Genomic DNA, 24,475 nt, shown 5'->3' on the forward strand with positions numbered 1-24,475 from the left:
CATTGAACAAATGATTCAATATTAAAATTGCCGCAATTTTTCTTATACTGCGTTATGAACAAATGCTGCTATTCTATCTATAGGAATATCTGTTACTGAGCCAACTGTAGTTCCTCTGCAGGTAAATCTTCCAGTGTCTTCTAAATCCTCTCCTCCAAGACATTGCCTATTAAAGTCATTATCAAAATTATCTCCTTCTACTCCTGCCACATTATCATATCTATATCTATCTTTTTTATCATTACAGCAGCTTCCTAGTGCACATCCTGGTGCAATTCCAATTTGAGTTATAAGTCGTACAAAATTATTATTTACACTTAAAAGAACACCTGTAAAGCCTTCTCCTGATTCTCCTCCACTAGTTGTAAATATAGTAACGGTTTCCCCTATATAATTTGATAAATGAGATACAAAATTTGTTCCATCCATATTGCTATCCCCCTAAAAATATATAATATTTTATAGACTAGCTATATTACCATACAGTATTCTCCTCATATACTCATATTAGTTTTCAATAGCTAGTAACCATTTTTATTTCAAATGGATAATTAACAACTATTCACTAAGCTGTTAATTATCCATTGTCTTTTTCTTTTCACTTTTATACCTTTTCTGAACTAAGCTTACCAACTTCTAAACCTTTAAGTTTATAAATTTTTAATCTAACTTTTATACAGCATTATGAACAAAAGATGCGATTCTGCTAATAGGAATATCTGTTACCGATCCAACATTCCTAAATCCACAACTAAATCTACCAGTTTGATCTACCTGACCTTCGCTGTAATACCTTCTTGGTTTACTGCAGCAATTACCTAGTGGGCATCCTGGTGCTGGTCCAATTTGAGTTAATAATCTTACAAAGCAATTGTTTACAGATAAAAGAACACCTGTAAAACCTTGTCCTGATTCTCCTCCGCTAGTTGTAAATATAGTAACGGTTTCCCCTATATAATCTGATAAATGAGATACAAAGTTTGTTCCATCCATACCTTGTCCCTCCTCCCGCTAGTAAAACTTTTCTGTATATATTCTATAAGATATTGCTTTTAATAACTTAGCAACTAATCTTCATAAGTTAATTTATTTTTATTGGACTAGCTGTCCTAGTATCATAATATGCCTTGTCCTTATTTTGGTTACAGTTTGTCCTTTTTTATTATAAATTTTTCTCACATATTTCAACGTATAAATTATTAGAAACTCACATCAAACCTATATACTTTCGCACTAAAAGCTCTGTATAAAAATAAAAACCATGCATAAATAGGAAAATACATTCCCTTATATGCATGGTTTTTATTTATGATAGTTTATAAATATTCGCTTTACAATACCTATTTATTGCCTAAACTATATATTAATTATTTTTTATATCTGACTAACCTTATTGTTATAGAAGGACAGTTAAACTTGACTTCCGCATCATCTACCATCATTCCCACTAAGCTAAATTCTCCATTATGCTCATCTTCTCCAGCTAACTGCCAATAATATTCTTCTATTTCATTTTGTCTTTGAACACTTAACAGCTCTTTAAGTCTTTCTACATTTCCTTCAGAACAATTTATATTATCCGAATGAGCTACTATTTCAAATCTGTCATTTTTATCTTCTACACTTATATTCACTTTATTTACAGCATGTAAAAAACAAAACTCAATTAATTCATCTACTATCTTAGAAACCTTTTTTATTTCATGTTTCATTTCCCTTAGTCCCCTTTCTTAAAGGCATCAATTAAAGGCACAATTAAGGCAGCTACTATTCCTCCTGAAAAACCATTATTATACAAATTAATTCCTCCGTGCAGTACTCCTACATTCATTACCACTGATAAGTGAATGAACCCTGTAATAATTCCAACTATCCATCCATATGCGCCTGCTATAGGTGCTAAAGTTGTTCCAAAAAGCCCTGCTATTATTACCATAGTAGAATCTATATGCCATATCTTTGTTAAACCTGCTATAAAAACCCCAATTAAAATTGGTATAGCATTTTTAGGATGTTTTCCAAAAGCAGAAAATCCAACTACAGTTAATATTGCCGCTGCCACTGGGCCATTCATGATTCCTCCAGATATTATTACATATGTGACTGATATTAATCCCATTATTCCCATATTAATATATGTTATACCATAACTCGTTAGCTGTGTAAAATCTGTAACTAATCTACCTGAATAAGTTAATATTTCTTTATATCCTTTAAAACTCCTTCCGTTTATGATATAGCCTAATATTATTAATAGAATAAATGTGGTAATAAAAATTACTTTTAAAAGCACATCAACATCACTGGAGAGCACTTGCTGAGGTTCTATGATTAATCCAAATCCTCTTAATATTGATGTTATAACAGATCCTAAAAGCCCTGCTGTAAATCCTGTATTGTATAGATTATATCCGTCATGTACCTTAACCATATGTGAAGATAGCGGCGTTATAACAAATCCTGCAATTATCCCAAATATTATTCCTAATGGGATTCCTATTTCAACTGGTACATGTAACCCAAATGCAATCTCACTAACTAAAGGTGCTAAAGTACTACCAAACATCACCACTAAGACCACATTCTTAAACTCTATTTCTTGATATTTACAATATAAATATCCCCCTAGATATATAGGCATTATATTAAATACGTTTTTACCTATAAATGAAAACCCCATAATAGTCAATGTTGTAGCTATTAAAGTTCCATTAACTTTTAACTTTAATTTGTATAAAATGTATATATTCACAAAAGCCAAAATAGCAGAATTTACAAATGCAGCTCCAACCCCTCCAACAGCTATATAATCTGTTAAAAGTATATCTGGAGCTATAATTATGTTATACAGTCCACGAATAATATTTGTAGGTGTATCTAATATAAATGCCAATATGCTCATGCATATAGGTAAAAAACTCAGTACTTTTAAATGCCCTTTTCTCCCTAAATGTATGGCGTCCCTTTTATTCAAAATCTTATCCAAGTAAATTCCTCCATAACATAAGTTTTTATATACTATATTATATCATATTATATACAACCATCCTAGTTAATGCATACCTTACTTTATTCTAATATTTTCTATATAACGACATAAATTTATACCATTTAATTTACACACATTTTCTCCTCAATAATATAATGATAATGTAGCTAGACTTAGAGAGGTGAATAACGTGTATCAAAATTTTATGCCATGTCCAGATCCAGTGTATATGCCTTTTTCTAGAATGCCAATGCCAGAAATGGGAGATTTAATGTTGGCTCGTGCATATGTACCTGACCAACCTTATATAGGATTATTACCATTAAATGAAGCATTGGCTAAGGGAACTGTCTTCCCTAACCTTGTGGTACCTTTCCCACATAAAAGATAATTAATAGGAGGACTTAGTATGGATGGAAAATTTAAAGATAATGTTTCTTCTCGTACGGAACTTCTAAGGCAAATTCAACAGTTTGAATTTGCTCTCGTAGATTTAAATTTATATTTAGATAATCACCCAACAGATAAAAAAGCTATAGAGGATTTCAATGACATTCAAGAAAAATATATGAAATTAAAGAAAGAATATGAAAATAAATTTAGAATGTTTGCAAACTTCGGAAATTCTAAAGCAGATTCTTCCTGGTCTTGGGTAGATGATCCTTGGCCTTGGGAAAGAGGAGAATAACTCAGAAAGGAGAGCATATGCATGTGGATTTATGAAAAGAAGTTACAATACCCTGTAAAAGTAACGAGCAAAGACCTTAGAATGGCTAAAATCCTAATGGCTCAGTATGGCGGCCCTGATTCAGAGCTATCAGCCGCATTAAGATACTTAAATCAGCGTTATACTATGCCAACAGGAAAAACTAAGGGGCTACTTAATGATATAGGAACCGAGGAATTAGCTCATGTAGAAATGATAGCCTCCATGATTTATCAATTAATGAAAGGTGCAACGCCTCAGGAATTAAAGGAAGCAGGCCTAGGCGGACACTATGCTCAACATGATAACGCTTTATTCCCTGTAGATGCTAACGGAGTGCCTTTCACTTCTGCTTACTTCCAAGCACTTGGAGATCCTATAACAGATTTGCATGAAGATATGGCAGCAGAACAAAAGGCTAAAGCGACTTATGAACATCTTATAGCCTTAACTGATGACCCTGGTCTTAAAGAGGCACTTAAGTTCCTATGGGCAAGAGAAATTGTTCATTATCAACGTTTTGGAGAAGCCCTACAGGACGTTTATGAAATATCCGGAAAGAAAAGATATTATTAAAATCTAAATTAAGCCCTGCTATAGTAATACAATTCATTTTTAAAGCTCATGGCATAATGCCATTATTGGTGCGGGGCTTTTCCTTCAAAAACAATAAGTATATGCTAATTGTTGTATTTTATAAATATAGATTATATTATAATACTATGAAAGGAATGAGCATCTAAATGTATAACCCTTATGAAATGTATTCATGTCCTTATTTTATGAATAGAGGAGATTATAGTCTAGACACAATGTACAATCCTTATGGGTTTTACCCATACTATGGCAATGTACCAATGTATAACTATTACAGGTCTAACCCTAATCCCAACCCTAACCCCAACAATATTTCACTAAGAGATTATGGACCAGAACCATTTGTAGTTAATATCGAAGAGGTTACAAAACAAAACACTACTTTCCGTACTGCTTTATGGACAGGAAAATACTTACAGCTTACCTTAATGAGCATAAATGTTGGAGAAGATATAGGTTTGGAAATACATCCTGACACTGATCAATTCTTACGAGTTGAAGAAGGTGAAGGCATAGTTAAAATGGGTAAAACCCAAAATAACTTAAATTACGAAAGAAGAGTTTCTGACGACTCTGTAATATTAGTACCTGCTGGTATGTGGCACAATGTAATCAATACAGGCAATAAACCTCTTAAATTATATTCTATTTATGCACCACCACATCATCCACATGGCACAGTCCATATAACTAAAGCGGATGCAGAAGCAGCTGAATAAACTCTTATGTTATAAAAATAGACTTCTAAGGATAGAAAATAATCTATATCCTTAAAAGTCTATCTCTTATTTTTCATCTAATATCTAATGATCTTATTGCTTACTAGCAGCTATTTATAAACTGCTAAAGCTAATTCTCTTACTATTTTGCACGCAACAGCATTTGAAACACCCGAAGGATCGTAGTGAGGTGAAAGCTCTACTACATCAAGTCCTACAACATTTAAGTTTTTCATTTTAAGTATAGCATCCATCATTTCATGGAAACTTATACCGCCAGCTTCTGGAGTTCCTGTACCTGGAAATACAGAAGGATCCAAAACATCTAAATCGATTGTTATATAAACTGGATTATCGCCTATTTCTCTAATTGCATCATCCAATCCGTCTGTATTGAATTTAGTTAACTTTACATGTTCTTTAGCCCATCTAAATTCATCTCCGTCACCAGATCTTATTCCAAAGTGATACATCTTTCCATCCCCTATAAAGTCCCATATTCTCTTTAGCACAGTAGCATGAGATAATCTTTCACCTTTAAACTCATCTCTAAGATCTGTATGAGCATCAAAATGAATTATGCGCAAATCTTTGTATTTTTCAAATACTGCTTCTACTGCTGGGTATGAAACTAGGTGTTCTCCACCTATCATAAAAGGAATTTTTCCATCAGCAACTATATCCTGAGTAAACTCCTTTATAGCCTTTAGCACTTTTTCTGTATTTCCAAAGCCAAACTGTAAATCTCCAGCATCAAACACCTTGATTTCTGTTAAATCTCTATCAAGGTAGGGACTGTATGTTTCAAGTCCATAGGATTCACTTCTCATAACGTCTGGTGCAAATCTGGTACCTGGTCTAAAGGATGTTGTACCATCAAAGGGTGCTCCAAAAACAACTATCTTTGATTCCTCATATTCATTATCAAAGCCTAAAAAAGTGGATACGTGCTTATTCCTCTGCATTCTCCTCTAACATCTCCTTAACATAGTTTGGAAGTGCAAAAGCTCCTACATGCAGTTCCGTATTATAGTATTTTGTTTTAAGCCCTAAACTATTCCACTTTTCAGCATTAAAGTCCTTTATAGGATCTAACTTCTTTGAAGCAAATCCAAATATATAATGAGCTCCAGGATATGTAGGAATAATATACTGATAAGCCTTAGCTATAGGGAAAATATCTCTAATCTTGCTGTGAGCTCTTTTCATTTCCCTTGCAACACTTGCATAATATGGACTCTCATTTTGATTTATTAATATTCCATTTTCAGTAAGAGCATTATAACAGTTTTTATAAAATGCTCTTGTAAACAATCCTTCTCCTGGTCCAATTGGGTCTGTTGAGTCTACTATTATTAAATCATATTCATTTTCTTTTCCTTCTACAAACTTAATTCCATCTTCAAAATATAAATTTACTCTTGGATCGTCTAATTTACATGCTGTAAATGGTAAATACTCTTTTGAAACATTAACAACCATTTCATCTATTTCAACCATATCTATTCTTTCTATAGTATTATATCTAGTTAACTCTCTTACAGTTCCTCCATCTCCAGCTCCAATAACAAGAACCTTTTTAATTTCTGGATTAACTGCCATAGGAATATGAGTGATCATCTCATGATATATAAATTCATCCTTTTCAGTTATCATTACAATGCCGTCTATTATAAGCATTTTACCAAACTCTTCTGTATCAAGAACGTCTATTTTCTGAAAAGGACTTTTTCCTGAATATAAATGCTCTTTTACCTTAGCTGAAAATCTAACATTCTCTACAAGTTCTTCTGTGTACCATAATTCCATAACCAAAAACCTCCTAATTCGAAATAATTAATTTATGTCTATAGATTATTAATATAATCCATGTAAAGCTTTGTTTATACGTTTAAGTTAATATTAAAGTTATTATATTCCTAAAACCTTGATATACTCTACCTGTGGGTCTTCTGTATCCGTGAGCATACTGTGTTGAGATTTTATGTACCTTATATATTCTATCATATCTTTGCTTATTCTTTCACCAGGAGTAACTATAGGTATTCCTGGAGGATATGCCATTATAGATTCTCCGCTTATCTCACCTTCTGCATCTTCAAGTTTTATAAGTTTTTTGCTTGCATAAAAGGCATCTCTTGGTGATACTATTACCTCAGGATTTTCTAAGTTCACATTTGCAAACTCCATCTTACAGCCTCTATACTTTTTACTCATGCTCTTTAATGCTTCTATAAGAGCTCTAATAGATTCCTCATCATCCCCCACACTTACTATAGCCAGTACATTAAATACATCTCCAAGTTCCACTTGTATATTGTATTCATCTCTTAATATATCATAAGCCTTAAAACCTGTCATTCCAAGACCAGATACGTTGATTCCAAGTTTAGTTTCATCAAAATCAAAGACCCCTTCGTTTCCTATAAGCTCTTTACCAAAAGCATATAATCCTTCAATCTTATTTATCTCTTCTCTTGCCATTCTTGTAAGCTTTAGTATTCTAGTAAATATTTCTTCTCCTCTAGTAGCTAATATCTTTCTTGCTATATCAAGACTAGTCATTAATAAATACGAGGCACTTGTGGTCTGAGTTAAATTTAGCATGGCTCTCACATGGTTTTTATCCACAAAGCCTTCATTTAAAAGTAGAACAGAGCTTTGAGTTAGGGATCCTCCTGTCTTATGAAGGCTTACTGCTGCCATATCTGCTCCAAGTTCCATAGCTCCACAGGGAAGTTCTTTATGAAAACCTAGATGTGCTCCATGTGCTTCATCTACCACAACAGCCATTCCATTTTTATGAGCTACTTTTATTATATCTTTAAGATTTGATGTAACTCCATAATATGTTGGATTAATCAAAAAAACTGCCTTTGCATCTGGATTTTTAGCTATTGCCTTCTCTACACTTTCCACTGATACTCCCATGGCTATTCCTAATTTTTCGTCAGTCTCCGGCTGCACATAAACAGGCACTGCACCACTTAATATAAGTGAATTTATTGCAGATTTATGAGCATTTCTTGGCATAATTATTTTTTCTCCAGGATTGCACACACTCATTACCATAGCTTGAACACCAGATGATGTTCCATTGACCAAAAGAAAAGCATGATCTGAGCGATATGCATCTGCCATAAGCTTCTCTGCTTCTTTAATTACACCGCTGGGACTTCCAATGTTGTCTAACATCTCCATAGAGTTTACATCTACTTCCAAAACCCTATTTCCAAAGAATTCTGCAAGCTCTGGTATTCCTCTTCCATGTTTATGCCCCGGCACGTCGAAAGGGATTACTTGTTTTCTATGATAATCTTTTATTGCATCAAATAATGGAGTTTTGTATTGATTATTCATAAGTCTAACCACCTTTTTACGGAAAATTAATCAATACTTTTAATTTCTCCATTTATTTATTTTTTAATCTATTTCCTTTCCTTAGCTAATAATTGGCTAACCTTTCCTGGAGGTACTGGTTTGCTAAAATAATATCCTTGCACCTCATCACAATTTTTCTCCCTTAGAAAATTTATATGGTTTTCGGTCTCTACACCTTCTGCAATTACTTTTAAATTCAAAGTCTTGGCCAATTCTATAATTATATTTGCGATAGAACCATTATCCTCAGATGGTATACCCATTATAAAGCTTCTATCGATTTTTAATCTATCTATAGGGAACTCCCTTAAATATGCTAAAGAGGAATAGCCTGTACCAAAGTCGTCTATAGCCACTTGTACTCCTATTTCCTTTAACTCCGTAAGTATTTGAACAGCTTGCTCTATGTTTTCCATAAGCATTCTCTCTGTTATCTCAACTTCTAGATAATTTGGTGAAAGCCCTGTAGACTTTAATATTTTCTTTATTGTCTTTGATAAATTCTTCTTATTAAACTCTACAGCAGATAGATTTACAGATACCATTAAATCTTTATACCCTTCATCATGCCACTTTTTATTTTGCTCACAGGCTTTTTTAATGGTCCATTCACTAATAGGTAAAATAATACCCGTTTTTTCTGCTAAAGGAATAAATTTGTCTGGATATATCAATCCTAATTTAGGATGCTCCCATCTTATTAAAGCTTCCACCCCTGTAATATTCCCTGTTTTTATATTAACCTGAGGCTGATAGTAGAGTACGAACTCCTCATTTTCTATAGCATATTTAAGATATGTTATCATCTCCAACATTTCATATGCATTTTCATTCATTTTTTTAGAATAAATCTGATAGTTATTTTTCCCATTTTCTTTAACATGATTCTGAGCTGATACGGCATTCTTAATCAACATTTCTGCATTCATTCCATCTAAAGGATATACTGTTATACCTATGCTGGCAGTCATAAAAATTTCTTTTCCTTGTATTATAAAAGGCTCAGAAAAAATCTCCAAAAGCTCATTAGCTATGTATACAAGTTGATCTATATTTAATATGTTATCTACTATAATAGCAAATTCGTCACCAGTTATTCTAGATAAAGCATTTAGATTTTTTATTTGCTTTTTTAATCTTTTAGATACTTGAACAAGAATTTCATCTCCAGCCATATGTCCCATTGCTTCATTTATAAATCTAAAGTCATCTAATCCTAAAGTCATTACTCCTATAAAGCTGTTATCTTTCTTAGCTCTAGTTATATCATCTTCTAAAATTTCTATAAATGCTGACTTCTGAAGAAGTCCAGTGAGAGCATCATATCTTTTTAAATAGTTTATATTTTCCTGATCCCTTTTTCTTTCTCTAATTTCCTCTTCTAAAGCTTTGTTTTGCAAATAGATTTTTTTTAAATTTTTAATTAATTGATTCTTCATGTTCTCTATAGAACTTGCTAATAATCCGATCTCATCTTGTCTATTTAACACTTCTTCAGGAATGCTTATATAATTACCTTTTTCTATCTCTTTTATATAACTTGCTAGGATTATAATAGGCTTTCTTATTTTATTAGAAAATATAATCATAATCAATAATCCTAGTAAATTAAACATAAATAAGATATATGTAGAGCTTGTCATGCTAAAAAACAAATTAGGAATAAGCAGTAGGATTACAGCTAATATAACCAGCTTTTTTCTTATACTTAATTTAAAAATCTTATGCTTTGTATTCATATTACACCTCATTTTTCCTACGACTTATCCTAATTATACCATAATAAAAAATTTTTCTTTATACTTTTTATTATTTATATATTGCATATCTATATCATAATTTTATTAATTTCCTCTTTTCATTATATTTTTTACATTTTTCCACAAATATGCTTATGTTTCTTTTCTCCTCTTCTATTTTCTCCTCTGTCATGTCTCCTCTTCCAAGCCTATCACATAAACATAATAAAGCCATTTCATCTATGGATACCTCTGATATCATTTTCCCTATATCCCCAAAGGGTAAATCTTTAACAACAAATAACGCTTGCATATGCCATCTTACAAGAGAAGTAACTTTTTTTATAAAATTTTCATCATTAGTGAATTGGTGCAAAAATTCACTTGTCATTTTTGCACCAACTCTATCGTGATCATAAGATGTTATTCTTCCTTTTCTAACCTTAGTTGTAGGTCCTTTCCCAATATCATGTAAAAGAGCCGCCCACATAAACGCTCTTGAATTTTCGCTTAACTCCTTTCTCTCAGCAGCATTATCCACTACAAGCATAGTATGATTCCACACGCTTCCTTCTGGATGATACTTTGGAGATTGATCTATTTTTATCAAATCCTTTAGCATTTTAAAAGGATATTCATTAAATACTTCTTTTTGTACTATACTATTAAAATATTCAGAAGGCCTTTTATCTTTCATTAAATGTTCTTCGAATTCTTCATATATCTCAGATTTATTCATATTCAGTCCTCCTTTGTTTTTAATAGTAGTATTCCTTTTATACTAGAGTAATATTTATTTTATTAAGATAACTAAAGATACAACCAGTACAGCTCCAAAAATGAAGATAGAATAGGTTATACTATTAAATATGTTTCCAATGATGTTAACCATATCTTTTATATTGAATAAAGATTCATCCATTGGAGCTGTTCCTTTTTTATCTGTCACAAACCTTTCTTTGCTTATATTTTTTACTTTTAAAACAGCATTATCATATGCAACTTCAACTTTACCCAAAGCCTTAAATCCATTTCCTATAAATGCCGCAGACTTTATAATGCTTTCATCTATTATTCTTAAGATTACTGAAGCTGCATTAAACACTTGCCTCATTACTGGTCTATATAAATCTCTTTCAAGGTTAAACCAGCCAAGAGCTATGTTTTCGTAGAACCAATCCTTTCCCATGCCTTTCCTTAAACATCCTCTTACAAAACCTATATATACTATTACTCCATAGAATATGGTCAAAATTGATGTCTTTATATTATGGAAGGAATAAAAATGCACTTTAGGCACATCCTTAACATTAAATGTTCCCATAGTTCCAGAAATTACATTAATAATCTTATCAGGCTTAAGTCCTATATATAAAACCATCCCTGCAAGAATCATCATAGGTATAATTGCCTTAGTAGTTATTCTTCCTTTAACAGTCCTAAAATCATTTATACTTTCTTCAACAAATACGGCTATAAAAATCTTTAAAAGATATGCAGTAGTAAAAGCACTGCTTAAAGTGAATATAACCTCTGCTAAAATAAATATATTTCCTCCATAAATATGATGTGCTTCAGATAAAGCCTCATGAAGAAGATTTTTGCTTGCAAATCCATTAAATCCTGGCATTCCTATAATTGCGCATAAACCTATAAAAAATAGTATTTTTAAAACCTTTTTATTTTTTCCAAAACCACCTATTTCATTTATACTAAGTTCATGAAGAACCATATAAATAGTCCCTGCTAACATAAATAATAAAACCTTAAATATAGCATGATTTATAATATGATATAAAGTTCCATATACAGCTATTGCTCTATGCTCCTTTAATATTCCCATAAGTCCTATTCCTATGAGAATATATCCTATTTGACTCATACTGCTGTATGCAAGAATTCTCTTTATATTTCTTTGGAACATAGCTAAAAGTCCACCTAAAAACATATTTATAAATCCTAAAACCAGTATTACAAGAGCTATAATAAAATCTCCACCCATTATTTCCATGGTAATTATTATCCCAAATATACCTGTCTTTAGGAGTATGCCTGATAATATGGCACTAGCTGGAGCTGGTGCTGCAGGATGAGCCTTTGGAAGCCAGACATGGAGCGGTACCATACCAGCCTTAACTCCAAAACCTATAATAATAAGTGTGGATATAAGGTATTTTATATTTCCTAAACTTTGGCATGCAACTTGAAGTTCTGTTATACTCAAAGTTTTTGTATAATCATACAATAGGAAGAGTCCCATAAGAAGGATTAACCCTCCACTAACCGCCATTACTATATAAGTGTCTCCCGCCTCATGTGAGTAATCGTCCTCATCATGAATAACCAATGCATAAGATGTAAGGGACATAATTTCGAAAAAAGTAAACAGATTTAGAATATTTTCTGATATAAATATTCCAATAGTGCTCCATAAAGTAAGCATGAAAAACAGATAATATCTATTTCTGTTTTTATAGCTTATAAGATATTGTGTAGAATAAATTGTGGTCAAAAACCATACCATAGATGCAAGCCATACAAAAATATATCTAAAAACATCTATTTTTAAGTGAAGTCCAGTTCCCATAACATTAGGAACTGATACTTCTACTACACCTATTTTCACATATCTATATAAAAGCATAACTGCAATAAATGTTATTCCTGTCATTATAATGTTAAAAGTATCTCTATATTTTTCATTTCTTCTTCCTAAAATATATCCAATAAAACAACCTATAAGAGGAAATATTATAATAAACCATAAAAGGCATTTTCCATTCATTATCTCACACTCCTTTACATTACTTCCTCAGCAATTTCCTGTATAAAAGAAATCACCGGATTTGGAAATAAACCTAAAATTATTACTATTGTAGTTATAATAACAATAGGAATTAGCATCTTTTTAGGAGATTCTTTTACTATAATCTCTTTATCATCTTCCTTTTTAAAAAAGGCAGCTGTAACTACAGGAAGAAGATATAATGCTGTTAATACTGCACTTATAAGGAGTATAGCTGGAAATAGTATTTTCCCTGCCATAAGCCCCCCTTGTGCTAAGAACCACTTGCTTACAAATCCGTTACTTGGAGGAATTCCAATAAGGGATATTGATGAGATTCCAAAGCACCACATGGTAACCGGCATTCTTTTGCCTATGCCTTTTATTTCACTAATCTTAGTCTTTCCTGTAGTATACATGATTGCTCCTACTGAAAAGAATAAAACAATTTTTATAACTGCATGATTTATAAGATGAAGAATTCCTCCTACAAAAGCATCCTTATTTAAGAGTATAATTCCAAGAAGAATATATCCCAGCTGACTTATGGTAGAGTAAGCTAGTCTCTTTTTTAAATTTTCTTGGTGAAGAGCTAAGAATGATCCTAAAAGTATTGTTATAACAATTGGTATACTCATGTATACACTTGCCTTAGTTTTTCTTATAACTTCCACTCCAAATATGAAATAGCTCATTCTAATAAGTGAAAAGACACCTGACTTTACCACAGCTACTGCATGTAAGAGAGAACTTACTGGTGTTGGTGCTACCATAGCTGAAGGAAGCCATGAGTGAAATGGAACTAAAGCAGCCTTCACTCCAAATCCGATAAACATACTAATATAAATCCCTAACATTACTTTTGTATCATAAATTCCAGTTACAATTCCTCCTGGATTAAAATCTAAGGTTTTAGATATACTAAACAATATCATCATCCCTAGAAGAACTAAAGTTGCTCCTCCAAAAGAATATATAAGATATTTTTTCCCACTATCAATAGCTTCTTTGGTACCATTATGAATGACTAACGGAAAAGTAGCTAAGGTAAGAAGCTCATAAAATATATAAAGGGTAAAAAGATTACCTGAAAATCCTATTCCAAGGGTAATTCCAAGTGTTAAAATGAAGAATGAAAAAAATCTAGTTTCCTTTCCTTCATGTTTCATATATTCCATAGAGTAAAATGTTGTAAATATCCATAATGTTGATACTAGAATAGAAAACAATACACCTAGCTTGTCAATTTTAAAATATACATTTACAAATTCATTTAATTTTAGTATGTGTATATTGCCGTATCCCACAAAATGAAATGCACACAAAGTAAATATAAAATTAAGAATAACTCCTAAGGCCACATAAACATTTCTTGCTCTTTCCTTAAACTTAGCTATGGGCAGGATAACAGCAAGCAGCGCAGGAAAGAAAACTGGAAGTAAGATTAAGCTGTTCATAAGTATCCCCCTATACTATACCGAGTTGAATTAAATCTATAATTCTTCCTGAAACAATTCCTGTATATACCATTACCATTACTAAAACTATGACTGGAAGTATCTCTTTTACAGGCTTTCTTTTAGACTTATAAACTTTACCTTTTAAATTTTCTTCTCCGAAAAATCCATTTATTACAATAGGAAGATAATATACAGCGTTTAGAAGACTGCTTGCTAATATAACTCCTAACAATAGTAATTTATCTACTCTTATACTTGCTAAAGCTAAATACCACTTGCTAATAAAACCAGGAAGAATAGGTATTCCTATCATTGATAATGCCCCTATTAAGAATAATGATAGAGTAACAGGCATTTCTTTTCCTATTCCTTTTAAATGTTCTAATTCCTTATGCCCAGTTTTTTCAATCATAGCTCCAACAGTTAAAAACAAAGCTGATTTTGTTACTGCATGGGCTATTATGTGAAATATTGCTATTGCAACTCCAAATTCCGTACCAAGTCCTATCCCCAAAAATATATATCCCATTTGAGCTACACTAGAGTAAGCAATCATTCTTTTTATGTTCTTTTGAAATATAGCAAACACAGAACCCATTATCATTCCCATACTTCCAAGAATTAATATTATGCTCAATATTAGAAAATTGCTTATTATCTCTATTCCAAAAGCTCTATACAATATCTTGATTAAAAGAAGTACAAAAGCCTTTAAAACTAAAGATGATAATATAGCACTAGATGAAGTTGGAGCACTTGAGTGTGCATCCGGAAGCCACGTATGAAGAGGAAACATAGAACTTTTTACACCAAGACCTACAGTAAAAAGCCCAAGACTTATTAATATTAAGTTTGGATAATCTTTATAATTGTTTATTAGCACTTCATGAATATAAGAAATATTTAAGTGCCCTGTTATGGAATATAGAAAGGCAATCCCCATGAGTACAAGGCCCGAACCAAGACAGCTTGTAATTAAATATTTTAGAGTAGCTTTTATATTTTCTTTTTTGTCCTTTATCACAATAATTCCACAAGAAGCTAAAGTCGCCACTTCTACAAATACAAAACTGTTAAATAAATCATTAGTGTATACAACTCCAAGTAACGAACCAATTAAAATATTGATAAGCATATAGTATAAAGGTATTCTGCTTTCTTTAATTTCCTTGTCTATGCTGTAGATGGAATACCATATAACCATTAGAGATATAAAAGTAAATAAAACTCCCATAATTATTTCTACATTTCCTATATAAAACTCAATTCCTATAGGTGCATTAAAATGTCCTACTTTATAGAAAAACTTTCCTTTTTCAATAACATATATTAATACTGACGCCGAAAAAAGAAAACATAGTCCCATAGACATAATACTTATAGCTTTCACAACATTATTCTTCTTTATAATAGGCATGATAAAAGAAGTAACAAACAAAATCAGGACAACTAAAAGCGGAAAACTTTTAATAATCAATATTTACTCCTCCTCCATTTTCATAATTTCGTCTAACTCTATAGTTCCATACTTTTCATTTAGCTTTATAGTAAGAGCTAATGCAAATGCTGTTGTGCTAACAGCTACTACAATACCTGTAAGCATTAGAGATGTAGGAATAGGATTAATATACCCCTGTACTCCTTTAAACTTTCCAATTATTATAGGGGCTTCCCTTCCATCTATATATCCTTTTGCTATGAAGAATAAGAAAACTGCTGTATCCATAATATTCATTCCTATAATCTTTTTAATTAAGTTATTATGAAGCAAAAGTGTGGCAAAACCTATACAAAATAGAATAACGGCACCTGATTCATAATAATTTTTTATTAACACTTCCATCTATATTTCTCCCTCATCAAATAAACTGTAAAAAAAGTATATTGTTATAGAAACGATAGCACCTACTAATATATTAAGAGGCAATATAAATCCTCCACTTAATATCTTTCCTGGAGTTCCTAAGGGTGGCTGTGGAAAATTTAGTTCGCTTCCTCCAGATATAAAGCTGTATCCCTTTAAGACACCATATAAAATTACAGATAAACAAAGAATTTTCATTAAAAGCTTATAACTTAATTTTTCTTTAGTCTGTTCTCTCCCATGGACAATTCTAAGTAGAATAAAGCTAACTCCAATAATTGTACCTCCAGCAAATCCTCCTCCTGGACTTAGATGTCCATGAAATATAACATAACATCCAAAAATCTGTATAAAAGGGATAACTACCTTACTTATTTCCCTTAAAATTGTATCTTTCATGGTGTTCCTCCTATTTTTCCTTTAAAAGAATTATTACAATTACAGCTGAAGTAAATAAAACACTGGATTCTACAAAAGTATCAAAAGCACGATAATCTAATATAATTCCTGAAACAATGTTAGTAGCTCCAGTATCTTTAACAGAGTTTTCTACATAATATTCGTACACCTCATTGTTTGCAGGATTTTTTGCTTCTCCAAATGTAGGCAAATCCATAACTCCTAAAAGCAAAATGAAACTTAATGTTACTGTAATTATAAAAGCAAATATCTTTTTCATCTCTTTGCTCCTTTAATTCTTTTTAGTGTAAGTACAAACAAAAGTGTTGTGATTCCTGCCCCTACAGCAGCTTCTGTAATGGCTACATCTGGTGCATTAAGCTGCTGCCATAAAATAGCCATGATTAAGCTGTAAACCGTAAAAACAATTATGGCACCTAACAAGTTTTTAATCACTGATACGGATACAGCAGAAATTATTAAAAATGCAAGCATAATCATGCTAAATATCTTCATAATTATTCACCTCTTCATCATATCTAGCTTTGGCAATCAAATGTGTACCTGTAGGATTAGTAATCCATATAAAGAGCAAAATAAGCATTAACTTTAAGCTTATTGTATTAAATCCGCTAAATACTATTAAACCAAGTAAAGATAGCATAGCTCCTAAGGTATCGCATTTAGCTGCTGCATGTGCTCTTGTAAGCATATCAGGAAACCTTAAAAGTCCAATGGTTCCTACCATAAAGAAGAAGAGACCTCCAAATAGGAAAATACCAGATAAAACTATTCTCATACTTTTTTACCTCCCCATCTTCCTATAAACTTAGATATAACTATAGAGGCAACAAAGCTTATTAGAGCATATACCAGTGCCACATCCACAAAATAAGTTTCTTTTAATATGAAAGATACTATTAGAATTAATATAATAGTTTTTGTTCCAATGACATTTATAGCAACCAATCTATCTGCAGCAGTAGATCCTTTAACAGCCCTAAATATACACATAAATATGGTTATTGATAAAAACAAACTAGAGAATATCAACATTTTGTTCATTTACATCCCTCTGCTTTCAATAGAATTTCTTCAAATTTTGAATTTACTAAGCCTTCTATATAATGTTTCTCTAAGCAATGGATAGTTAAAGTATCATTTTCCATAGAAACTGTTATAGTTCCTGGAGTTAAGGTAATAGAATTTGCAAGTATTGTTTTATAAAAATCTGATTCTAATTTTGTTTTAATAGATACAACTGTAGGAGATATGTCCATACTAGGGCTTAGAACCTTCTTAGCAACCTGAAAATTAGCAATCACTATTTCTTTCAATAAAATAAGCACATATATAATGGCATACTTAACCTTCTCCATAAAAACCTTTTGTTTACTTCTGTATTCTCCGGAAAATCTGGCACTTATATATGCTGTGCTGGCACAAAGCAAAATTCCTATGATGATAGTTTGTAAGTCTTTACTCTCTGATAGTATTATCCAATATAATATATATAATAGAATAACCTTATAAGTCATTTTAATTACCTCCTTTACCAGTTATATTAAACTTATAAAGCAATTTTCGTGCCAATTTCATAAGTTAAAATTAAATTTTTTATAATCCTTGATTTTATTAGCTTTACCGATACCGTTTTCAATATAAAAAAAGTTAAGGGAAGCTACGAAAACATACGACCTCCCTTAACTTGTTTCATTTCGGAACATAATGTATTTTTTTTTGCAATTTTTTTGTTTCGTTTTGAAACATATGTTTTAAAACGAAACACATAAGCTAATTTATATCTCTTTTATACCATACTTTTTCATCTTCCTATACATAGTAGTTCTTCCTATTCCTAAAATTTTAGCTGCTGCAGCAATATTTCCTCTACAGTTTTGTATAGCCTTAGTTATATATTTTTTTTCTATTTCATCTAAAGTAAGCAATTCTCCTTTTTCTCCTATGCCTTCTGATATTTCTACGGAATTAATATATGAAGGCAAATCCTTACTGGTCAATGTAGAATTATCCTCTGCCATATTTATAACTCTCTGCATAACATTTTGAAGTTCTCTAACATTACCAGGCCAATTGTAAGCAATCATGCCTTTATAAAAACTTTCTCCTATGCCTTTAATGCTTTTTCCTGTCAAATTGCAAAACTTATCTTTGAAGTAATCTATAAGTATTTTTATATCCTCCCTTCTTTCTCTTAAAGGAGGTATATATATAGGCATAACATTTATTCTGTAAAACAAATCTCTTCTAAAATTTCCAAGTTCTACTTCTTTCTTTAAGTCCTTATTAGTGGCTGCAATTACCCTAACATCTATAGGTATGACATCATGTCCTCCTACTCTAACTATCTTTTTATCTTCAAGAACTCTTAAAAGACTCACCTGAGCATCAAGAGGCATGTCTCCTATCTCATCTAAGAATATGGTTCCTCCATCCGCAAGTTCAAACTTTCCAGGATGCCCTCCTCTTTTAGCTCCTGTAAAGGCCCCTTCTATATATCCAAAGAGTTCGCTTGAAACCAATTCTCTTGGAATTGCTCCACAATTTAAAAATACAAAAGGATAATCTCTTCTATCACTTTCATTGTGAATAGCCTGAGCAAACATTTCTTTTCCCGTACCACTTTCTCCTTGAAGAAGGATTGTACTGTTAGTTTTAGCTGAAATAGAAGCAAGTTCTATAGTCCTTATCATAGCTTCACTTTTACCAAGTATATCTCCAAAGGTAAACTTAGCATTTGCTCCAACTATTTTATTAATCAGACTGTGCACTACCTTTATTTCTCTAAAAGTAATAACCACTCCTCCAGAACTATTAGTCTTTGACTTAATAGGTGTTATATTAGCAATACAAGCTCTTTTTCTTCCTGTCCGAGTTTTAAAATAAATCTCTTCTTCTTCATATGTTTTGCCACTTATAATTCCTTTTATAATATCCCTTATATTACTTCTGTCCAATATAACTCTAAGGTTTTTTCCTATTATATCCTTTTGATTGTAGGATAAAAGCTTACGAGCAAATCTATTTATGCTCATAATAGTGCCCTTATTATCTACTCTAATTATCCCTTCAGAAATAGATTCAGTTATTTGATAAAACCTTTCATTTATAACTTTAAGTTCATTAGTATATTCAGCTAGTTTTAATTCTTTTTCTATAGCTTCAGCCGCAGCTACTACCATTCCTAAAGTATGAGGATGTACTAATTCGCAGTTTCCTGTTATGCTTAATACTCCTAATATAGTTCCATCTTTATTTTTTATAGGGCATGCAGAAGAAGTTAACCTGTGATACTGTTTTATATAATGTTCTCCTCCTACAACCTGTATAGGTTCTCCTGTAAGAAGAGCTAATCCTATAGCATTGGTACCTATAACTTCTTCCCTTACATTATAACCATTACATAGTCCTAAAGAACAATATATATTGACTAGTCTTTCCTCACCTATATGCTCTAGGACATATCCATCTCTATCTGTAAGCCTAATTATAAATTCTGTATCTTTAACGATTTTATAAATACTATCCATAAATGGCTTTGCTGTATCTAGTAAAGGGGCAAATTCTTTATATCTTTTTTTTAATTTTTCATCATCTAATCTTATTAAAAAATCCTTCATAAAGGGATCAATATTATACTCTCTGCTCCTTTTCCAGGATTCAGCAATAACATCACGAATCCCTTCTTTTTGTAATACTCCACTTGTAACAAACTTTTCCCACTTTTTTATAACTTCCTCATTGTTATCTAACAATCTCTTAATGGTCAATAACACCCCTCCAACTGATGTATCTCTATCTTATTTTTATCCTCTGTGCTATACTACTCCAAAGGATTATTATCTCAATTATATCATACCTTAAACATTTTACGTTTAGAAATGTTTCCATATAAAAAATAGAACTTGTTTTATCCTATTACTTTATCAATTAATTTAATATATTCTTTTATATTCTCATCATCATAATTTACTCCTTCATACCACGGCTTATCCTTAGATGGTTCAGTAGAAAAATATTTAGCTTTTATTATAAGCTCTGGCCTATATTCATAATGCATAATATCAAAATGTCCCCATTTTCCTCCCCAAATAAAGTTATTCCTCTCCATAATTTCAACAATTTCTTTAGGGTAACTATTAAGCCTTTTTTGCCCTTGCTCTTTGTTTGCCCATCTCCAATAGTCCCATTTGCTAGTTGCAAAATCTATAGCTATTCCAAAGGAATGGACGCTTAATTGATTTGTACCACTAATAAGCCTATAATTAAAGGTTCCCATGGTAGGAAAAACATAGCTGTACATATTCTTATTCCTTTGTGTAAGGTTTACAATTTCTTTCATAGCATTTTCTAAGGATTGTGATGCATTGTTATTTCCATTGAAGGCACAATATCCATATCCACATCTTGTCCTCACAAGTTTTTTTTCCACTTGCTTCTTTGAGTCTCCATATACTTCCTTAAATAATGAATATACCCTTATACGCCCTGGATCAAAGTTTTCTTCCATAAGCTTTCCATTATTAAAAAGAGGATAAACTTGTTCAAGCATATCTTGTAAATCCGCATTATTTAATTTTTCATTAAAGCTTTTGTGCCTCTTATCATCATAAATAATGCGTCTTCCTGACTTTGTAACTATATAAACCTTGTCATCCTTTCCTTTCTCTACACCTGAAATATATTCAGGATAAGCCATCATAAGGCATAATAAATCCCTTTTCATAGTGATATTATATTTATACTCATCTACACTTTTCTGTTCTTTTCCTAAAGTATATGCCACAGCATAACTAGTATTAAACATTAAAAAGCATAAAAACACAGTTATTTGTTTAATGAACTTATTTTTCATTTCATCACCATCTTACTATTTTTATTTAGAATTATCTTTAGATTACAGGATACTAACATTTTTTAAAATGCATACATTTTTAAAATTAGTATGTACAAATCTTTAGTATTTTAATATGTTATATTATAAACTATAATCATATATTTATATCCTATATAGCTTATGATTTTATGATATAATCTATTAGGGTGATTTATATGCAAATACTAAAAAATGATTGGGAAAACTTATTACAAGATGAGTTTAAAAAAAATTATTATTTAAAACTTAGAAAATTTTTGATAAATGAGTATAGAACAAGAATCATATATCCAAATATGTATGACATATTTAATGCTCTTCACTATACAGCATATAAGGATGTAAAAGTGGTTATACTAGGTCAGGACCCATACCATGGTCCTAATCAAGCTCATGGCCTAAGCTTTTCTGTAAAGCCCGGAGTTCCTGCACCTCCTTCTCTTATGAATATTTATAAGGAGCTTCACGATGATCTAGGCTGCTATATACCTAATAATGGATACCTAAAAAAATGGGCAGATCAAGGAGTTATGCTCCTCAACACTGTGCTAACCGTTAGAGCAGGTCAGGCAAACTCTCATAAAAACATGGGCTGGGAGCACTTTACGGACAGAGTAATTAGCCTTTTAAATGAAAGAGAGGACCCTATAGTTTTTATATTGTGGGGTAAAAACGCTCAATCAAAACTGAGCATAATAAACAATCCAAAGCATTTTATAATAAAATCTGTTCATCCAAGTCCTTTATCTGCAAACAGAGGTTTCTTTGGAAGCAAACCCTTCTCTAAGGCCAATAACTTCCTTGTTTCCATAGGTAAAGAGCCTATAGATTGGCAAATTGAAAATATTTAAAAAAGTTTCTATCAAAGTATATATAAGCACTACATCAAATTCTAATCCTTTAGCTAGGTAAGCTGGTATTGCCAAAGTGCCACTCACATATTCATCATCATCATTCAATATTGCTTTAACATTAACCTTATCATCTAGGAAACAGTATACATCCTTTGCTTCCTTTAGAGTCCTAGTTATAATACCAATTGATTTGTATCCTTTTTCCTTATATATTTTTATAATTTCCTACATTCATGAAGGGATTGATAGATTGATGTAAATCCCCTAGTATAGTCATATTAGCAGACTTAAAAAGCTGATAGAAGATCTCATACTGCAGCGGTGTGTAATCCTGAGCTTCATCGATAATAACATATTTCATTTCAGAGGTTCTCGGAATATCTCCCATGGCACCTTTTAGATATAGAAGAGGCGGCTGGTCCTCATAATTAAGCACTCCAGATTTTAGACTTTCAAGAGTATATCTTTTGATTTCATCAATTTCATTCTCACAGTATTTAGTATTTAGATTTGCAGAAAAAAGCTCTAGTTTTTCAAAAAGCCTCCTGTAAACATCCAATAAATCAAACTCTGTCATTCTATTGATTTTATTATATAAATCTTTTATTTCATCTCTTACGATATCTGTACTGCGCTTCATAATTTCTACTTCATCTATATAAGAACCAGAATCATTAAGCTTACTTGAAACTTCTTTTATTCGTTCCTTTTCATAGGGCTCTGCAAGGAACAAAATTCTATCTTTTATCTTCTGTAGCCTCCTCTTCAATGGAAGTTCTGCATAATCATTAAAAAACAATTCTTTTATATCTTTAGAAGATATAATTAACCTACCGTTAAAAATAATATCTGTAAAGTTTCTATCTTTACTTTCTAGGTAGGAAACATATTGTTTTAATATATCTACAAATTCTACAGAAGACTTAAATTTAATACTGCTAATTCTTTTTTTATAGTCATCTTCCTTTTTGCAAGTAAGAATATACTCCATCATTTCACAATAGTTTTCTTTTCTAAACCTATCTACTAAGGAATTATGCATATACTCCTTAAATGTAGTTTGATACATATTATCTTCTCCAAGCTGCGGAAGTACATTAGAGATATAATCATTAAAAGTATCATTTGGAGAGAATATTACTATATTTTGAGGACTTATCTTATCCCTGTGCTTATATAATAGATAGGCAATTCTATGAAGAGCAATAGAAGTTTTGCCGCTTCCAGCAGGTCCTTGGACAATCAGATTTTTGTATTCTTCATTACGAATTACTTTGTTCTGCTCTTTTTGAATAGTTGTTACTATGGTCTTCATCTTATTATCTGTACTTTTACCCAAGATATCCTGTAGTACTTCATCATCTATCTTAAGATTGCTATCAAACATATACTCAATTTTACCATTATTAATTTTGTACTGTCTTTTTAACGTTAGTTTCCCACTAATGATTCCTTCAGGACATTCATAACTTGCTTCCCCAATTTCGTAATCATAAAACATACTTGAAATAGGTGCTCTCCAATCGTATATGAGGAAATCATAATTATCATTTATAAGGTTTGAAATTCCAATATAATACTTTTCAGCTTTCTCCTCACCATTTTCAAGAAAATCTATTCTTCCAAAATAGGGTGATAAAAGCATTCTCTCATATTTTCCTTCAAGCTTTCTGGTGAACTCATGGTTCCTTTTCTTTGCTTTCATTATGTTTACAAACTCAATAAATTCTACAATCTGCTCCAACCCATTGCTTATAGAAAGAGAACCTATGTCATGCCATATGTCTCTTTGTGTTTCAATGTAATCTCTTTTAAAGTGTTCTTTAAAGTCACGACTTTTATCAAGCTGTTTTCGAATCTCTTTAAGTATCTTTTGCAGCCATTTATTTTCAATTATCCATTCGCTATTGCTCATATTCATAATATACACACTCCTTTAAATAATATTTTTAAAACCCCAGAAGTTTCGCAGATTAAAAAATAAATAGGGCGTAGCCCCTTGATATGTAATGGTTTAGATGAATAATAATTGAAATATGTAAATTCCGATTTTTACTGGAAAAAATTTAGGGTTTAAAAATGAAA

26 protein-coding genes and 1 pseudogene are annotated in these 24,475 nt (G+C 31.5%); 5 read left to right on the forward strand and 22 right to left on the reverse strand.

Annotated features, from left to right (window positions below):
* Window positions 1-42: 42 nt before the first annotated feature.
* The 4 genes from CPAL_RS06310 to CPAL_RS06325 all read right to left on the reverse strand — a co-directional run bounded on the left by CPAL_RS06310 (window position 43) and on the right by CPAL_RS06325 (window position 2,986).
* On the reverse strand, window positions 43-429 hold the full coding sequence (locus CPAL_RS06310) for an LSm family protein (protein ID WP_061858522.1): 387 nt from the start codon (window positions 427-429) through the stop codon (window positions 43-45).
* 243 nt (window positions 430-672) lie between these two features.
* The gene (locus CPAL_RS06315; protein ID WP_061858523.1) at window positions 673-993 is read right to left on the reverse strand and encodes a hypothetical protein; all 321 of its coding nucleotides are present in this window, start codon (window positions 991-993) and stop codon (window positions 673-675) included.
* A 374-nt stretch (window positions 994-1,367) separates the two neighbouring features.
* Window positions 1,368-1,712, reverse strand: a complete 345-nt coding sequence (locus tag CPAL_RS06320) for a hypothetical protein (protein WP_061858524.1) — start codon at window positions 1,710-1,712, stop codon at window positions 1,368-1,370.
* Between the two features lie 5 nt (window positions 1,713-1,717).
* Window positions 1,718-2,986, reverse strand: coding sequence for a DUF1576 domain-containing protein (locus tag CPAL_RS06325; RefSeq protein WP_242862632.1), 1,269 nt, complete (start codon window positions 2,984-2,986; stop codon window positions 1,718-1,720).
* Window positions 2,987-3,179: 193 nt separating this feature from the next.
* Between CPAL_RS06325 and CPAL_RS06330 the strand changes: the two genes are divergently transcribed.
* The 4 genes from CPAL_RS06330 (at window position 3,180) to CPAL_RS06345 (ending at window position 5,011) form a co-directional block, all read left to right on the forward strand.
* Window positions 3,180-3,380, forward strand: coding sequence for a spore coat associated protein CotJA (locus CPAL_RS06330; protein WP_061858525.1), 201 nt, complete (start codon window positions 3,180-3,182; stop codon window positions 3,378-3,380).
* Between the two features lie 18 nt (window positions 3,381-3,398).
* A complete protein-coding gene (locus tag CPAL_RS06335; RefSeq protein ID WP_061858526.1) occupies window positions 3,399-3,677 on the forward strand; it encodes a spore coat protein CotJB in 279 nt (92 codons plus the stop codon).
* A 21-nt stretch (window positions 3,678-3,698) separates the two neighbouring features.
* Entirely contained in the window at window positions 3,699-4,271 is a 573-nt protein-coding gene (locus tag CPAL_RS06340; RefSeq protein WP_061858527.1) for a manganese catalase family protein, read from the forward strand.
* 167 nt (window positions 4,272-4,438) lie between these two features.
* Window positions 4,439-5,011 (forward strand): cupin domain-containing protein, encoded by a 573-nt coding sequence (locus tag CPAL_RS06345; RefSeq protein ID WP_061858528.1) that lies wholly within the window; start codon window positions 4,439-4,441, stop codon window positions 5,009-5,011.
* Between the two features lie 110 nt (window positions 5,012-5,121).
* On the opposite strand, the gene speB is transcribed toward CPAL_RS06345, so the two are convergent.
* The 17 genes from speB to CPAL_RS06430 all read right to left on the reverse strand — a co-directional run bounded on the left by speB (window position 5,122) and on the right by CPAL_RS06430 (window position 21,515).
* On the reverse strand, window positions 5,122-5,976 hold the full coding sequence (gene speB, locus CPAL_RS06350) for an agmatinase (protein ID WP_061858529.1): 855 nt from the start codon (window positions 5,974-5,976) through the stop codon (window positions 5,122-5,124).
* On the reverse strand, window positions 5,963-6,820 hold the full coding sequence (gene speE / locus CPAL_RS06355) for a polyamine aminopropyltransferase (protein WP_061858530.1): 858 nt from the start codon (window positions 6,818-6,820) through the stop codon (window positions 5,963-5,965). Before speE ends, speB begins: the two co-directional genes overlap by 14 nt.
* Window positions 6,821-6,922: 102 nt before the next feature.
* Complete coding sequence (locus CPAL_RS06360) at window positions 6,923-8,371, reverse strand: aminotransferase class I/II-fold pyridoxal phosphate-dependent enzyme (protein WP_061858531.1); 1,449 nt, start codon at window positions 8,369-8,371, stop codon at window positions 6,923-6,925.
* Window positions 8,372-8,439: 68 nt separating this feature from the next.
* Window positions 8,440-10,131 (reverse strand): putative bifunctional diguanylate cyclase/phosphodiesterase, encoded by a 1,692-nt coding sequence (locus CPAL_RS06365; protein WP_061858532.1) that lies wholly within the window; start codon window positions 10,129-10,131, stop codon window positions 8,440-8,442.
* 94 nt (window positions 10,132-10,225) lie between these two features.
* Window positions 10,226-10,894 (reverse strand): HDIG domain-containing metalloprotein, encoded by a 669-nt coding sequence (locus tag CPAL_RS06370; protein WP_420535965.1) that lies wholly within the window; start codon window positions 10,892-10,894, stop codon window positions 10,226-10,228.
* A 30-nt stretch (window positions 10,895-10,924) separates the two neighbouring features.
* On the reverse strand, window positions 10,925-12,916 hold the full coding sequence (locus tag CPAL_RS06375; protein WP_061858534.1) for a complex I subunit 5 family protein: 1,992 nt from the start codon (window positions 12,914-12,916) through the stop codon (window positions 10,925-10,927).
* 14 nt (window positions 12,917-12,930) lie between these two features.
* A complete protein-coding gene (locus tag CPAL_RS06380; protein WP_106024282.1) occupies window positions 12,931-14,373 on the reverse strand; it encodes a complex I subunit 5 family protein in 1,443 nt (480 codons plus the stop codon).
* Window positions 14,374-14,383: 10 nt separating this feature from the next.
* Window positions 14,384-15,853 (reverse strand): complex I subunit 5 family protein, encoded by a 1,470-nt coding sequence (locus tag CPAL_RS06385; RefSeq protein ID WP_061858536.1) that lies wholly within the window; start codon window positions 15,851-15,853, stop codon window positions 14,384-14,386.
* Between the two features lie 3 nt (window positions 15,854-15,856).
* On the reverse strand, window positions 15,857-16,219 hold the full coding sequence (locus CPAL_RS06390) for a sodium:proton antiporter (RefSeq protein ID WP_061858537.1): 363 nt from the start codon (window positions 16,217-16,219) through the stop codon (window positions 15,857-15,859).
* On the reverse strand, window positions 16,220-16,639 hold the full coding sequence (locus tag CPAL_RS06395; protein ID WP_061858538.1) for an MnhB domain-containing protein: 420 nt from the start codon (window positions 16,637-16,639) through the stop codon (window positions 16,220-16,222).
* A gap of 10 nt (window positions 16,640-16,649) precedes the next feature.
* A complete protein-coding gene (gene mbhE / locus CPAL_RS06400; protein WP_061858539.1) occupies window positions 16,650-16,919 on the reverse strand; it encodes a hydrogen gas-evolving membrane-bound hydrogenase subunit E in 270 nt (89 codons plus the stop codon).
* A complete protein-coding gene (locus CPAL_RS06405) occupies window positions 16,916-17,155 on the reverse strand; it encodes a hydrogenase subunit MbhD domain-containing protein (RefSeq protein ID WP_061858540.1) in 240 nt (79 codons plus the stop codon). Before CPAL_RS06405 ends, mbhE begins: the two co-directional genes overlap by 4 nt.
* The gene (mnhG, locus tag CPAL_RS06410; RefSeq protein WP_061858541.1) at window positions 17,142-17,438 is read right to left on the reverse strand and encodes a monovalent cation/H(+) antiporter subunit G; all 297 of its coding nucleotides are present in this window, start codon (window positions 17,436-17,438) and stop codon (window positions 17,142-17,144) included. Before mnhG ends, CPAL_RS06405 begins: the two co-directional genes overlap by 14 nt.
* A complete protein-coding gene (locus CPAL_RS06415) occupies window positions 17,435-17,704 on the reverse strand; it encodes an MrpF/PhaF family protein (RefSeq protein WP_061858542.1) in 270 nt (89 codons plus the stop codon). Before CPAL_RS06415 ends, mnhG begins: the two co-directional genes overlap by 4 nt.
* A complete protein-coding gene (locus CPAL_RS06420) occupies window positions 17,701-18,177 on the reverse strand; it encodes a Na+/H+ antiporter subunit E (protein ID WP_061858543.1) in 477 nt (158 codons plus the stop codon). The genes CPAL_RS06415 and CPAL_RS06420 overlap by 4 nt, the downstream gene beginning before the upstream one ends.
* A 261-nt stretch (window positions 18,178-18,438) precedes the next feature.
* Entirely contained in the window at window positions 18,439-20,430 is a 1,992-nt protein-coding gene (locus tag CPAL_RS06425) for a sigma-54-dependent Fis family transcriptional regulator (RefSeq protein ID WP_061858544.1), read from the reverse strand.
* A 140-nt stretch (window positions 20,431-20,570) separates the two neighbouring features.
* The gene (locus tag CPAL_RS06430; protein WP_082787876.1) at window positions 20,571-21,515 is read right to left on the reverse strand and encodes a M15 family metallopeptidase; all 945 of its coding nucleotides are present in this window, start codon (window positions 21,513-21,515) and stop codon (window positions 20,571-20,573) included.
* A 197-nt stretch (window positions 21,516-21,712) separates the two neighbouring features.
* On the opposite strand from CPAL_RS06430, the gene CPAL_RS06435 reads away from it, so the two are divergent.
* On the forward strand, window positions 21,713-22,387 hold the full coding sequence (locus tag CPAL_RS06435; RefSeq protein WP_061858545.1) for a uracil-DNA glycosylase: 675 nt from the start codon (window positions 21,713-21,715) through the stop codon (window positions 22,385-22,387).
* 18 nt (window positions 22,388-22,405) lie between these two features.
* Here CPAL_RS06435 and helD read toward each other — a convergent pair.
* Window positions 22,406-24,305 (reverse strand): annotated as a pseudogene (helD, locus tag CPAL_RS06440) (RNA polymerase recycling motor HelD); the annotation flags it as partial.
* Window positions 24,306-24,475: the final 170 nt, after the last annotated feature.

The sequence above is a fragment of the Clostridium thermopalmarium DSM 5974 genome (assembly GCF_002995795.1).
GTDB classification, from domain to species: domain Bacteria; phylum Bacillota; class Clostridia; order Clostridiales; family Clostridiaceae; genus Clostridium_H; species Clostridium_H thermopalmarium.